Below are 15,097 nucleotides of genomic sequence, written 5' to 3' on the forward strand. Positions count from 1 at the left end.
TGTATGCCTACTATGAAGATGCGGCTCATCTTCATTACGTTAATTCTGATACGTTTGAGGATGTCTTCAAACGCCCAATTGATCTATTTTTAGTTATTTCGTCTTGGAAAGGACTCCAAAATGATGATTGGAAAGGTGTCGCCACACCGAATTCCAAGAAGCGAAACCGATTACTTGCGATGATGCAAGAAGTGAGAGATAAAGGCATTCCAGTCGTTTTTCAATCGACAGAAGATCCGAGCAATCATGAACGTTTTCAAGACGTGGCGCAAGCTGCGGATTACGTTCTGACTTCAGATGAGGCGATGATTCCTGAATACCGTGTCTTATGTGGACACGATCGGATCATGGCGATGCCGTTTGGTGTCAATCCACTGATTCATAATCCAATCGGGGCGACACGTAGCCGAAAGAAGGGCGTCTTATTTGCCGGTAGCTGGATGGCGAAATATCCGGAACGTGTGAAAGATACGGAAATGTTATTTGATGGGGTGATGCAATCCTCGCACGAACTCGATATCGTGGACCGAAATTATCATCTCGACTTACCAGCTTATCAGTTTCCGGAGCGCTATCAATCACGGGTCGCACCAGCGATTCCTTATGATGCCTTACAACAAGTCAGTAAATGTTATGACTGGGTTTTGAACTTGAACAGCATCAAATACAGCAAAACGATGTGTGCCCGTCGCGTTTATGAATCACAAGCACTCGGGAATTTGATTCTGTCGAATTACAGTATCGCCGTCAATAATGAATTTCCGAATATTTTTACCGTGCATGACGCACAAGAGGCGACGGCAATCGTGGAGCGCACGTCGCAAGAAGAAATCGAACGGTTACGAGCAGAAGGACTTCGTGCCGTCATGACGGGGCATACGGTCTTCGAGCGGATGGATCAGATTCTAGCGTTCATCGGGCGCATACCTGAGACACAAAAACATCGTTTACTAGTCGTCGTCGCTCAGGACGGAGAAGACATCCGTAACGTAATCGATCGCCAAAGTCTCACACCCGATGCAATCGTTTCTGTGGATGCATTAACGGAGCAACTTTACAATCAAGCAGATCTCGTTGCTTGGATGGATGGACAGGAATCCTATGGTGAGTATTATCTAGAGGATCTTGTGAATGGTTTTAAATACAGTGATGCCAGCATCGTTCGCAAAGGAAGTGAGTATCCGTATCATGTACAAGAGATGAGCGGTAGCCGAAACGGTGCGATTGTTTGGCGGTCAGCTATCGGATATGACATGTTCCAGGCAGATGAACTGAACGGAAAAACACTGTTGCTTGATCAATTGGAGTGGAACGAGCAGACGGTAGTTCCGACGAATCAGACTCCGCAACTGTCGGTCGTTGTTCCAATCTATAACAATGGAAAACACCTCACGTATAAATGTTTCGCCAGTCTCACGCGGATGGATCGATTCATGGAGTCAGAGATTTTACTCGTAGATGATGGATCGACGGACAGAGCGACACGTCAAGCCGTAGAGCGTCTCGCACGACGTCATGAAAATGTCAGAACCTATTTCTTTGAGACAGGTGGAAGCGGTAGTGCTTCACGTCCGCGTAACAAAGGAGTCGAGATGGCACGAGCTGACTACGTGACGTTCCTTGATCCGGATAACGAGGTGCTCAGTGATCGATATGCCTTTTTGCTTCAAGAACTAGAAAAAGATCCATCACTTGATTTTGTGGCAGGGCATATGAAAAAGCTTGCCGAGAAGACAAGTATCATCGCCTTACCGACGATTCGTAAACAAGGACGAACGGTTTGTGAGGATCCGAAAGCTTTTCTATTGAAACATCGGTTTGCGGTACAAAGCATTCAAGCACTCGTCGTCCGTCGCACCTTCTTGCTTGAACATCAATTGGAACAGGTCATCGGTGCGGTTGGTCAGGACTCCTTGTTCTTCCAAGAATTGATGCTTCGCGCGAACCGTGTCTTACTCGTCAATCGAGTTATCCACTATTACTACGCAGCCGTTGCGGGGTCAACCGTGAATGCATTGACGGTGAAGTTCTTCGAACGAAGTGTCGTCCGAGAGCGGGCACGTGCTGAGAAATTCGCTCGTTATGGAGTGCTAGAGGAATACAAGGAAACTCGATTCGAGCATTTCTTTGAGCATTGGTATCTTGTCAAATTACGCTACTGCAGTGATAAGGATTTTGCACCGAGTGTCGCATTGTTGCGAACAATCATCGGATTCTATGAACCCATCACGTTGACGAACCCATTGATCCGTCAGTTCATAGAACTTGCGGATCGACAGGAGACGGATCGACTTCAACACTTATTACTCGAGGAGGTGCAGAAATGACGGCATCGATGAAAACAGCACGCCCCAAGGATCAAATCCGAGCTGCCTACTACGATCAGTTAGGTGGTGGATTCGGTAAAAAAGTTCGCGCACGTGTTCACTGGATCGTTCGACAAGCAAAAGGGGAGCACATTTTAGATATCGGGTGTTCGGGTGGAGTCGTTCCGATTTTACTTGGACGGGAAGGGAAACACGTCGTCGGAATCGATGTACTACCGGAAGCAATCATCGAGGCCAAACAAGCCTTACTGGAGGAACCAACATCCGTTAAAGAAAAGGTGGAATTACATGAAGCAAATGTCATGACATACACACCTGACATTCAATTCGATACAGTCTTGATGACGGAAGTACTGGAACATATCGGAGAGCCAGAGCGCTTTATCGCCCGTGCCGTCTCGTTCATCGCACCAGAAGGACGACTCGTCATCACAGTCCCATTCGGAGTAAACGATTATGCGGATCATAAACGGACATACTATTTAAATCAATTGCTTGAGCAGTTGACACCCTTCGGTAAAATCGAGACGATCGAGCGGATTGATAAGTGGCTCGGGGTCACGATCCAAGTCTATCCGGAACCTCGAGAGGGTCGAGCAATTTTACCAGCGGAAGTCGAATGGCTCGAGGATGCCTTTGAAGAGGTGGAACGATTGCATCTGGCAACGATCCTTGATTTAAAACGCAAGCAACAGAATCTAGAACGGAAAGTGCAACGGTTAGGAGAACAAACGGAAGAATTGGAGCATATTCGAGCAGAATCGCTACGTCATGAACAGCAACTGCAGGAACAGCATGAACAATACAAGATGCTTGAAGAACAATATGCCGCACTGCTTGATCGATTCGAAGGATCACTGGTGACAAATCTGGAATTGTTGGAGGCGAATGCATCATGGAAATCAAAATACCGCTCACTCGCGCGCTCAAAACTCGGAAAAGTCGTCGTCCGTTACTGGAAGTTCCGACGTCAACTCAAACAACACCGGAGTCGTCGATGAACGTCTTGATGATTTGTCAAAATTTCTATCCAGAAATCGGTAGTGCGGCAAACCGAATGAAGAATATCTTCAAGCGGATGGAACAAGCGGGAAATGATGTCCATGTGCTAACGTCAGAACCGCTCTATCCAACGGCAGAACTCTATACGGACTCGATGTTCTGGGATGAACCGAGCCTCGATACGGCTCATGTGACCCGTATTCAGCCGCGTGACGTCCGGGCAACGAATAATTTATGGCGACGTCTTCGTTTATTCGTCGAACAATTCGTGCTCGCGATTAAAGAGGTGCGGCATGATCCAAAATCCTATGCCTACATCTATGCGACGACGCCATCCATCTTCATGGGACTCGTCGGGGTCGTCGCGAAACATGTCAAAAAGGCTCCTTTGATTCTCGATGTACGTGACTTATGGCCGGAATCGTTGATTGGCGTCGGAATCACGAAATCGCGTCTCTTATTGACTCCGCTCTACTGGCTTGAAAAGTGGATGTATCGTCAGGCCGATCAATTGGTCATCAACAGTGAGGGGTTTCGATCGTATATTGAAGGGCGGGGCATTGCACCGGAAAAAATTCATTACATCCCGAACTCCATCGAGGAAAATGAGTGGTTGATCAAACGCCGAAAAGTATCGGAACAAGTGCGCGTCGTGTATACAGGGAATATCGGACTCGCACAAGATGTGTTCTTGTTGCTTGACGTCGCACAGGAACTTCAACAAGAACAGGATATCTGCTTTCAAGTCGTCGGTTACGGCTATCACAAGCAAACGTTCGAACGACTCGTCAAGGAACGTGGATTGACGAATATCGAGTTTCTTGACGCGATGCCACGCTGGGATGCGTTGAAACAACTCGCGAAGAGTGACATCGCCTTTGCGACACTCGTCGAGAGTACAGCGTTCGATACAGTGACACCAGGCAAAATCATCGACTACATGGCGATGGGCTGTGCCATCGTCGGTGCGGTATCCGGTCATGCGGCGCATGTCATTGAAGAAGCAGGAGCCGGTTATGTGTCTGTCCAGCGGAAAAAAGAGGAGATCGTTGATCATATTCTCGAGTTATCACGAAATCCAGAGAAACGTGCAGCGATGGGACGGGCGGGTGTGGATTACGTCCAACGCCATTTCGATTGGGAACAAAATGAACAGCGCTTGTTTGAAGCCATCGAACAAACGCAGTCACGAAAGGCGGTCGCAGAATGAAGCGCATTGGAATGTTTGTTTGGAATCCGTTTACGAATGATGCCCGTGTCTTACGTGAATGTACGGCACTTGTCGAAGCAGGACACCGCGTAGACCTATACTGCTTAAATGACGGAACACTTCCAGAAGTCGAATACCCGATGTCTGGGTTTCGCGTCATTCGAATCGACCGGACGCCACCTTTTGCGAGGTGGCTCCCGTTCTTTCGCAAACGGAAAAAACGGACCCTTGTTATCGGATTGATGGGTGCGCTTCTTGCGCCATGGCTTATTCCCGTGATGCTCGTGCTCTTTTTACTCATGCGAAGTCGATTCATCCGTTACGCCCTATATAACAGTTTCGGCATTCTTCGTATGACACGTACTGCCCGGAAGCATGATTATGACGTCATGCATGCGAACGATGTCAATACGTTACCACAAGCGATTGGGGCGGCGCGTGGTGCCCAAATCGTCTATGACTCGCATGAAGTCCAAACCGATCGGACAGGATACGGAAGCATGCAAGGGAAATTAGAACGCTGGCTGCTTCGATTCGTCGACCAGACGATCGTTGAAAATGACACGCGTGCAGATTATCATCAAAAATTATATGGAACCCGACCATCCGTCTTGCACAATTATCCGTTTTACGAACCGATTGTTCCGCAACCGCGACCGTTACGCGAAGAGTTAGCACTCGTACCAGACGAGCCGATTTTGTTGTATCAGGGCGGGATCCAGGAAGGACGTGGACTGGAGCGACTCATTGAAGCGATGCCGTTCATCGATCGAGGAACACTTATTTTCGTTGGAGATGGAAAGTTAAAAGGGAAACTCATGCAACTGGCTACGCAATCATCGGAAAAGTCTCGTATCCGCTTCATTGATAAGGTTCCACTTGCTGAACTACCCAGTTACACGGCAGCGGCGACGGTCGGCTTTCAAGTCCTCCAGAACGTTTGCTTCAATCATTATTCCGCTTCTTCGAATAAACTATTCGAATACATGGCGGCGTTGATTCCTGTCATCGCGGCCGACTTACCAGAAATCCGTCGTGTCGTCGAAACAGAAGGAGTTGGATTAATCGTCGATGTCGAATCACCGCAGAGTATCGCCGAGGCGGTCAATCGTCTAGTGAAGGATGAGAACTTGCGACGGGCGATGCAGGAACGAGCAAGCGTAGCAAGGAGACAATACAACTGGGAGCAAGAAAAAGGTCGACTTCTTGCTGTCTATGACTCGATTTTCATGGAATCTAGCGCAAAATAAGAAAAATAGTCAACGACTCGAAGGGAAATCCACGTGCAATGAAGGAGGATTCCTGACGAGTCGTTTTGTTTCATTCGAATAGACACGAAGGATTCGCGAAAGCTTCATAAGATTTACAAAAACGATAGAAAACACTGGAAATGTAAGGTCTGTGAAGAATGGTTTAAGAGATGGTTAGAAGCATTGGAAAGCAAAGGAAATGTCGTTATGGTCTAGTTACAGCCAAGCCACAGACCGTTCGTTGGCTAGTATGACTAACTCGATGGAGGAATGACAAAATGAAACTTTGCACAATCGGACTAGGATATATTGGATTACCTTCTTCTGCGATGTTCGCGGATCATGGCACGGAAGTCGTAGGTGTCGACATCGATCCACAAATCGTCAATCTTCTGAACACGGGAACGATTCATATTGAAGAACCAGGACTCGAGGATGTCATCAAACGAGTCGTCGCGAACGGAAAATTCCGAGCGACACTTACGCCAGAACGAGCAGATGTCTTTTTAATCGCCGTTCCAACTCCTAACTTAAACGATACGTATAAATCGTGTGATTTGAAATATGTCATTTCAGCGGTTAACAACATGCTACCCTTCCTTGAAAAAGGGAACGTCGTCATCGTCGAATCGACGATTGCGCCACGAACGATGGATGATCATGTCCGTCCCTTAATCGAAGCAGCTGGATTTACGATCGGTGAGGACATTTATGTCGTCCATTGTCCCGAGCGTGTCTTGCCAGGACAAATCTTACATGAACTTATCCATAATAACCGAATCGTTGGTGGATTGACGCCAGCGTGTGCGGAGGCAGGTGCTGCCGTCTACGAAACATTCGTTCAAGGTGAAATCGTCCGGACAGATGCGAAGACAGCCGAAATGTCGAAGTTGATGGAGAATACGTTCCGCGATGTCAACATTGCTCTCGCAAATGAATTGACGCAAGTATGTCATCAGCTAGAGATCAACGTCTTAGATGTGATTGAGATGGCGAACATGCACCCACGGGTGAACTTGCATCATCCGGGACCGGGAGTGGGTGGTCACTGTCTCGCAGTGGATCCGTACTTCATCGTCGCAAAAGCCCCATCGCTTGCTCGCATCATTCATACGGCACGACAAACGAACGTTCAGATGCCACAATTCGTTGCCGAACAAGCAGCTCGTCTCGTCGGTTCGCGTGTCCGTCCAAAAATCGCCGTCTTTGGTGTCACGTATAAAGGAAACGTCGACGACATGCGCGAGAGTCCAGCTGTCGAAGTCATTGAACAATTACTCGACCGTGGACTTGACGTCGCTGTCTGTGATCCGCACGTCGAAAGCTCGATTTCGACACGTTTCGAACTCGTCGATGAGCTGGAGGCGATTCAAGGCGCCGACCTAGCGCTTGTCTTAGTCGACCACGATGAATTCAAACAATTCGATTCACGTCGTCTCGCAAACTACATGCGGACACCGTTACTCTTTGATACGAAAGGGATCGTCAATGAGCTCGACGCTGTCAAAGTCCTGAACTTCGGTAATTTGCATACGCACCGCGTGACGGAAGTGGATGCGAAAGCGATATGAACGCGTTACGAACGATTGGGGGAGAGTTGAAGGATCATCTATATCTGATCTTTCGGCTCTCGCTTTATGAAACAAAGAGTCAATATAGCATGCAATACCTGGGTTGGTTTTGGGAGATCATGACGCCACTACTCCAAATCGGTGTCTACTGGGTCGTATTCGGCTTCGGGATTCGTGGTGGGCATCCAGTCGATGGAATTCCGTTCGTTTTTTGGCTCGTCAGCGGATTGATTGCTTGGTTCTTCATCGGCAGTACGATTCCAAGTGGTTCCCGGTCGATTTATGGTCGGGTCGCCCTCGTCTCGAAGATGCATTTTCCATTGAGTACGATTCCGGCGTATGTCATTTTGGCACAATTCTACCGTCATCTCGCGATGATTGCTTTGACGATCATTTTAGGGTGTGCCTTCGGTTACTTCCCGGGATGGCATACGTTTGAACTCCTATATATCGTACCGGCGGGCGTCGTATTCCTCTATGCGGTTTCCTTATTGTTATCCGCACTTGCGACGATGATTCGAGATGTGCAAAACATGGTGACATCTGCGATTCGCATGCTGATGTATTTAACACCAATCATGTGGATTCCGCCAGATCACTCGTTATTTAAGATGTTGTTGATGTTAAACCCACTCGTTTATTTGATTGAGGGATATCGGTCCGCACTCATCGGAACGGGTTATCTGCTCGATCATATGTGGTACGGCGTGTATTTCTGGTGTATGACGTTCGCAATCTTACTTGTTGGAGCATCGATTCACATTCGATTCCGACGCTATTTCATCGATTACGTATAGGAGGGAGAACGATGGGTCATGTCGTGTTTGAGAATGTATCGAAACGGTACATGCTCTATGCCCGACCGATCGACAAGCTAAAGGAAGTGTTGTTCGGTAAGGTGAATGGAAAATCGTTCTATGCTCTGAAGAACGTCTCCTTTTCTGTGGAAGAGGGAGAAATCGTCGGTGTCGTTGGCATCAACGGAAGTGGGAAATCGACACTATCGCATCTGCTTGCTAACGTGACACCACCGACGTACGGTCGGGTCACATTGGGTGGGAAGTCAGCATTGATTGCCATCTCTAGTGGATTGAATAGTCAACTGACAGGGCGAGATAACATTGAATTAAAAGGGCTGATGATGGGCTTGACGAAACGCCAAATCGAGACGATTACTCCAGAAATTCTAGAGTTCGCTGATATCGGGGAGTTCATCGATCAGCCAGTCAAGACATACTCGAGCGGCATGCGAGCTCGAATTGGTTTTGCGATCTCGATTCATATTAATCCAGATATCTTGATCATCGACGAAGCGCTCTCAGTCGGAGACCAAACGTTTACTGAAAAGTGCCTCGATAAGATGCGTGAATTCCGCGATCAAGGGAAAACGATTTTTTTCGTCAGTCATTCGCTCAGCCAGGTAAAGAGTTTCTGTACAAAAATCCTTTGGTTGGAATACGGGGAAGTACGTCTATTTGGTCCGACGAACGAAACGTTGGCTGAATACAATAAATATCTATATTGGTACAAACAGTTATCAAAAAAGCAAGCCTCCCATTACGTAGCTAAGAAACGAACGGAACGGATTGGTTCCGTGGATCAGCAGATGATGGGCGAGACGATTGAACAATCGTCATGAAATGAGATAGGGGATGAAGTAAATGAAACGTGTCATGCTTGTATTCGGAACACGACCAGAGGCGATCAAAATGGCGCCGGTCGTCAAAGCACTTGAAAATCGTCAGGACGTCGAACCAATCGTCGTCGTTACAGCACAACACCGAGAGATGCTCGATCAGGTCCTTGAACTATTCGAGATCACTCCGGACCATGACTTGGATTTGATGCGTCCGCGTCAGACGTTAGAGGAAATGACGGCGCGTATTTTAAACGCGATGCGTCGCGTCCTCAAAAAGGAACAGCCGGATCTCGTCCTTGTCCATGGGGATACGACGACGACGTTCGCTGCTTCTTTAGCGGCGTTCTATCAACAGATTCCAGTCGGTCATGTGGAAGCAGGACTACGGACATATGAAAAGTATGCGCCGTTCCCAGAAGAGATGAATCGCCAATTGACAGGTGTGTTGGCGGATTATCATTTTGCACCGACTGAACAGGCTGCAATGAACTTACGTGCTGAGAACAAGCAGACACCAATCATCGTAACCGGTAATACGGTCATCGATGCGTTGAAGACGACTGTATCACCGACATATACGCATCCTGTCCTATCGCGCCTAGAGAAGTCGGGACGAAAACTCGTTCTTTTGACGGTTCATCGCCGTGAGAATCATTTACAACTGGCAACGATTTTTGAGGCGATCGAACGGTTAGCAAATGATCATCCAGAAATCGAAATCGTCTATCCGGTTCATCCGAATCCGGTCGTACTAGAAGCGGCAGCTCGCTTGGAGCATCATCCGCGGATTCAATTGATCGAACCGCTTGATGTCTTTGACTTCCATAATCTTGCGGCTCGGGCATCCTTCATTCTGACCGACTCAGGTGGGATTCAAGAGGAAGCACCTTCGCTCGGCGTGCCTGTCCTTGTCTTACGGGAGACGACAGAGCGTCCAGAAGGGGTCGAAGCTGGAACGTTGAAGCTCGTCGGGACGAATCCAGAGATGATTTATACGATGAGTCATCAATTGTTGACGGATCAGGTGTTCTATCAATCGATGGCACAAGCGGCGAATCCTTATGGCGATGGACAAGCGGCGGAGCGAATCGTCGATGCCATCATGAGTGAGGTACCTGTATGAGTCAACGTATTCCTCCAGCGATTTATCAATTCTTTCCATTCGGAACGCAGGAAAAAATCTTGCTTGAGGATGCTACAGATGGTGTCTATTTTGATTTTCAAGAAGCGACGACAGACGACAAATTGTACATTCAGTTGTTTGATCAAGGATTTCAACATCCGCCTTCAAAGTTATACCGATCAGACGCCACGATTACAGGAGATCTCATCGAGGTGACCTGTCATTTCGAAGTCGATGCACCATGTGTCGTTCAGTTATTCAAGATGCAATATGGACAGAAAAAACGGATGGGATCGGAAACGGAAACCGTCACATTGACGAATGAGACAGTCGTTCGTGTACAGATGAAACGAGTACCAGGAGCCAAGTATTTCAAGGTGGCATGGAAGTTCTTGCAAGAGGGGAGCTTCCGGGTCCATCTCCGGGACATTCAGATTGTGCAACATGTCACGGCAGGGGAGGAAGCGACGTATGCTATTTAGTTCGACGATATTCTTATTTCTGTTCTTACCGACTGTGTTGATCGTCTATTACCTACTCCCACGCAGCTTCCGAAATGGCTGGTTATTAGTGACGAGTCTATTCTTTTATGCATTCGGAGAACCGCGTTTTGCATTGCTGATGCTACTGAGCGTCACAATCAACTACTTCTTCGCCTTGTTCGTCGATCTGTATCGACACCGAATTGGCGTCAAATGGATCATGTTCAGCATGATCGTAGTCAATCTGGGGTTACTCGGCTGGTTCAAGTACAGCGGATTTTTTGTTCGTTCAGTCAACGAGACATTCGGATTAGGATGGTTCGTACCAGAAGTCGTCTTGCCACTCGGGATCTCGTTCTATACGTTTCATGCGATGAGTTATGTCATCGACATCTACAAAGGGAAGGAAGCGGTGCAAAAGAATCCGCTTGACCTCGCCCTTTATATCGCGTTCTTTCCCCAACTCGTCGCGGGTCCAATCGTTCGCTATAACACGATTGCGAGCCAAATCGAGTCACGAGAAGAGACAGTTTCCGATTTTGCCCGAGGGGTTCGTCGGTTTACGATCGGCTTAGCTAAAAAACTGATTCTTGCCAATGGATGTGGTCAGGTCGCGGATGCCATCTTCAATATGAAAGATCTTTCGATGGGGCTTGCTTGGATCGGCATCATCGCCTACGCCTTACAAATCTATTTCGATTTTTCGGGATACAGTGATATGGCGATTGGACTAGCTTTGATGTTCGGATTTCATTTTCTTGAGAATTTTAACTATCCCTACATTTCAAAGTCAGTTTCTGAATTTTGGCGTCGTTGGCATATTTCGCTTGGATCGTGGTTCCGGGATTATGTCTACATCCCGCTTGGTGGAAATCGTGTCTCACCATGGTTACAGTATCGCAACTTAGCAATTGTCTGGATGCTGACAGGTCTTTGGCATGGTGCGAGTTGGACGTTTGTCGCGTGGGGAGCGTATTACGGAATCTGGATCATGCTCGAGAAAGCATTTCTCGGGAAATGGTTGGAGAAAATGCCAGTCTTCTCGACCGTTTGGACACTCGTACTCGTGTTGGTCGGTTGGGTATTCTTCCGTTCCGAGACGTTCCCAGAAGCCGTTACGTACATTCAAGCGATGTTCGTACCAGATGTAATCTGGGATGAACGCGCGAGCTACCAGCTTGTCCAAAATGGTGTTCTATTGCTTGTCGCGTGTATCGCAGCGACACCGATTCCGAAAATCATCGGAGAGCGATTAGTCGTGTCACTCGGAAGAATTGGTACGACGATGCAGTATGGGTATGCGATGTTGCTACTATTTTTGGCGACATCAGCACTTGTTGCAAGTACGTTTAACCCATTCATCTATTTCCGCTTCTAAAAAGGAGGTCTACTGATGGCACAGCCACTTGAAACAGAAAATAAGCAGGGACAAAAACGGACGACTTCTTTTGAACGGATCATGATGTGGGTGACGACGATTAGTTTTTTACTCATCTTGTTAACGATTGGTATCGGAACGATCGTCCGAGAGGATCGTGTGCGTTCCCAGTTAGAAAACCGTACACTCGCACAATCGGTCAATCCGACGATCGAAGGAATCGCGACTGGAAAAGACATGCTGAAGATGGAGACGTATTTCACGGATCAACTACTTTTGCGGGGAACGTTCGTTGAGATGCAAGCGCTACTATCGAAGGATGTCTTCAGACAGCCATTTCGTAATGGAATCTATACAGCTAAAAATGGCTATATGATCGAACCGAGTGCCTCGACTCAAGTCCAGATTCCAAACGCGTTTCAGCAATTCGTGCAAGAAGTCGATCGACCCGTCTATATGGCGCTAGCTCCATCGAAGACGGTCATTGCTGAACGCGATCAGTTGATCCCATCGTATGTTGCTTCGAACGCACGGACACGTTACGCAGGAATGATTCGTGACTTCAAGGCTGCCGGGATGACGAATTTGTCACTTGATCAATTAAAACTAACGGACTACTTCAAGACGGACCATCACTGGAATATCGACGGGGCAGCGTCAGCATACCAGACGATTACGAAGGGGATGGGCTTGCAACCGGTCACACCATCAAAAGCAGATCGTAAAGAGGATGAGCATGCCTATTATGGTTCATTAGCGCGAAAGACGACGCTTGCGTACGCGACGTCCGGTGATCAGTTAGCTTATTATGGACCAGCATTCTTTAAAGGGATCGATGTCTGTTACGACGGGGCATGCGATCGCCCAGTCATTGATGAATCCTTCGTTCAGCAGGAGGGGGATTACGTCGATCGGTATGAAGTATTCTTGCGCGGGAATCACGGCATCATGTCGATGAAGGAGCAGACGAAGAATGATCGCCCAACGATTCTCGTCTTAAAGGATTCATTCGCGAATCCCGTCTTACCGTTCCTTGCTAAAAGTGCCAATCTGGAAGTCGTCGACGTTCGTTATGTGCCAAAATCATTCGACGTCTCGCAGTTCGCTAAACAAAAACAAGTCGACTCCGTATTGTTCCTGCATAACTCGAACATTGCTGGATTGATGAAGACGTATGAAAACACACTATGAAGGAGTTCATGACATGAGATCCCGAATGGCGAAAAGAAAACCACGCCTTGTTTGGCGCGTATTGAGTGCGCTCCTACTAGGGTTCGTTCTGATTGCTAGTACATCAGCTGGTTTAGCTTTTTTAAAAGTGAAGCAAACGGCAGACGCGTTCTTAACACCGTTAGATGGAGAGCGGCCGAAGCCACTCGAATCGATGAAGCCGGTCAATGTCTTATTACTGGGCGTGGATGAACGGAAAAACGATAAAGGACGTGCCGATGCCATCATGCTTCTTTCATTCAATCCAAAAACAAGACAAGCGACTTCCCTGTCCATTCCAAGAGATATGCAGGTAACCGTGCCGTCTGGCGAAAAGACTAAAATCAATCATACCTATGCCTATGGGGGGGTGAAAGAGACAGTCGAGACGGTGGAGCAGACGTTTGAGACCGATATTCCTTATTATGCGAAAATCAACATGGATGGATTGATTGAGTTGGTCGATGCTGTTGGGGGTGTCACGGTCGACAATCCATCTGCCTTCAGTTGGAACGACCGTCGTCTTCAAAAGGAGTATGAGAAAGGGAAAATTCATCTGACGGGTCTTGAAGCGAGTGGTTACGCTCGGATGCGAAAGCAAGATCCACTCGGCGATATGGGACGACAAATTCGTCAGCGTCAAGTGCTAGAAGCCGTCGGAATGAAGCTTGCTGGACCACAGTTGTTGACGCAACTCGAAAAGATTACGGACGTCATGAAAAACAACTTTACGACGAATATTGGACTCGATGTCGCAGCGCAACTAGCGCAGGAAAATCAGCGGGGGTTCGAACAATTAAAGCCGCTGAAAATCGAGGGAGAAGGATATATCGCAAGTGATGGTGTCTGGTATTTCTTTGCATCGGACGAATCAATGGAACAGACGAAGCAGACAATCGCTAAACTTCTTGCACGATCGTAAGCTATAACTAGTAGTACCATCAGACAAATCAGGATGAGCGTCTCTAGCACATGATTGTGGAGACGCTTTTTTTCTGTCTTCCTCTGATGTAACTCTCCATTCTTTTTGAAAAAAAGTGCTTGGTTCAAAAGTCTTATTTTCGACCAAACCGATGAAATAGGCTTTGACAGGACTTGTAAACGGATGCAAAATGAAAACGATTACATACCAAAAGGAGATGGCTACCGTATGAAACGCATGAGATTCGTTTGTATCGTTGCGCTAACGTTTGCACTGATATTTAGTGGACTCTCTTTATCTGGTCAAGCACTGGAAAAAGGGAAGTCGACATTGGTCATCATTCACTACAAGGCAGACCCGAATGCCACGAAGGATTGGAATCTGTGGTTATGGGCAAATGGACCGGATTATTTTCCGAATAAAGCTCACGCTTTTAACGGCGAGGATGCTTACGGAAAAATCGCAGCTTATGAATTCCCAGTTGATCAGCCGGAAAAAATCGGCTTTATCGTTCGAGATGATAACTGGAACAAAGATGGGGGATCTGAGAATGATCGCTTCATTACGAAAGACATGATTAAAAATGGTGTTGCTGAAATCTGGATCGAGTCGGGAAGTAAGAACATCTCGACAGTCAATCCAAGCAATGGAGCAGATGTCGAAAATATCGACACGAACATCCACTATTACCGGTATGACAATGATTATGAAAAGTATGGCGTTTGGTCTTGGCCGGAAGAGCAAGATGGCAAGCGATTCGAGTTTGACAAGCAAGATGAGTTCGGTGCCGTTGCCAAGGTAACACTCGATAATCCGACGAAAGCACGTCTTGCAGGCGTCATTCCTCATCTTGAAGGATGGTCGGAAAAAGACGGAGCTGATCGTTTCTTTTATGCAGGGGCGAAAGACATCTGGTTGATTGAAGGGGATCAGACGGTATACTACAGCTGTCTCTTATACACATCTCCGAGCCCACGAGACTAA

General features: G+C 47.4%; 12 protein-coding genes and 1 pseudogene. All 13 read left to right on the plus strand.

Annotation, left to right across the window (positions count from 1 at the left end; genetic code table 11):
* Positions 1–2,327, plus strand: a 2,327-nt coding sequence (locus tag F8N00_RS08850; RefSeq protein WP_421018056.1) for a glycosyltransferase, incomplete at its 5' end; no start/stop codon positions are given.
* Positions 2,324–3,328: a class I SAM-dependent methyltransferase gene (locus F8N00_RS08855; protein WP_035398389.1), complete on the plus strand. Its 1,005-nt coding sequence runs from the start codon at positions 2,324–2,326 to the stop codon at positions 3,326–3,328. The genes F8N00_RS08850 and F8N00_RS08855, both read left to right, overlap by 4 nt.
* The gene (locus F8N00_RS08860; RefSeq protein ID WP_235147622.1) at positions 3,223–4,539 is read left to right on the plus strand and encodes a glycosyltransferase family 4 protein; all 1,317 of its coding nucleotides are present in this window, start codon (positions 3,223–3,225) and stop codon (positions 4,537–4,539) included. Before F8N00_RS08855 ends, F8N00_RS08860 begins: the two co-directional genes overlap by 106 nt.
* The gene (locus F8N00_RS08865) at positions 4,536–5,789 is read left to right on the plus strand and encodes a glycosyltransferase family 4 protein (RefSeq protein WP_035398386.1); all 1,254 of its coding nucleotides are present in this window, start codon (positions 4,536–4,538) and stop codon (positions 5,787–5,789) included. The genes F8N00_RS08860 and F8N00_RS08865 overlap by 4 nt, the downstream gene beginning before the upstream one ends.
* 278 nt (positions 5,790–6,067) lie before the next feature.
* Positions 6,068–7,360 carry a nucleotide sugar dehydrogenase gene (locus F8N00_RS08870; protein ID WP_421018057.1) on the plus strand — a complete coding sequence of 431 codons (1,293 nt, stop codon included), beginning with the start codon at positions 6,068–6,070 and terminating at the stop codon, positions 7,358–7,360.
* Positions 7,357–8,157 (plus strand): ABC transporter permease, encoded by an 801-nt coding sequence (locus F8N00_RS08875; protein WP_421018058.1) that lies wholly within the window; start codon positions 7,357–7,359, stop codon positions 8,155–8,157. The genes F8N00_RS08870 and F8N00_RS08875 overlap by 4 nt, the downstream gene beginning before the upstream one ends.
* 11 nt (positions 8,158–8,168) lie before the next feature.
* Positions 8,169–8,909: pseudogene (gene tagH / locus F8N00_RS08880) on the plus strand (teichoic acids export ABC transporter ATP-binding subunit TagH); the annotation flags it as partial.
* A 112-nt stretch (positions 8,910–9,021) separates the two neighbouring features.
* Complete coding sequence (gene wecB / locus F8N00_RS08885) at positions 9,022–10,122, plus strand: non-hydrolyzing UDP-N-acetylglucosamine 2-epimerase (RefSeq protein ID WP_421018059.1); 1,101 nt, start codon at positions 9,022–9,024, stop codon at positions 10,120–10,122.
* Positions 10,119–10,604, plus strand: coding sequence for a hypothetical protein (locus F8N00_RS08890; RefSeq protein ID WP_421018060.1), 486 nt, complete (start codon positions 10,119–10,121; stop codon positions 10,602–10,604). Before wecB ends, F8N00_RS08890 begins: the two co-directional genes overlap by 4 nt.
* Positions 10,594–11,982, plus strand: a complete 1,389-nt coding sequence (locus F8N00_RS08895) for an MBOAT family O-acyltransferase (RefSeq protein ID WP_023467476.1) — start codon at positions 10,594–10,596, stop codon at positions 11,980–11,982. Before F8N00_RS08890 ends, F8N00_RS08895 begins: the two co-directional genes overlap by 11 nt.
* 15 nt (positions 11,983–11,997) lie before the next feature.
* Positions 11,998–13,173: a DHHW family protein gene (locus F8N00_RS08900; protein ID WP_058265078.1), complete on the plus strand. Its 1,176-nt coding sequence runs from the start codon at positions 11,998–12,000 to the stop codon at positions 13,171–13,173.
* A gap of 13 nt (positions 13,174–13,186) precedes the next feature.
* Entirely contained in the window at positions 13,187–14,113 is a 927-nt protein-coding gene (locus F8N00_RS08905) for an LCP family protein (protein WP_023467480.1), read from the plus strand.
* Between the two features lie 228 nt (positions 14,114–14,341).
* Positions 14,342–15,097: a pullulanase-associated domain-containing protein gene (locus F8N00_RS08910; protein ID WP_421018061.1), complete on the plus strand. Its 756-nt coding sequence runs from the start codon at positions 14,342–14,344 to the stop codon at positions 15,095–15,097.

Source organism: Exiguobacterium sp. A1_3_1 (genome assembly GCF_048985645.1).
GTDB lineage: Bacteria > Bacillota > Bacilli > Exiguobacteriales > Exiguobacteriaceae > Exiguobacterium_A > Exiguobacterium_A indicum.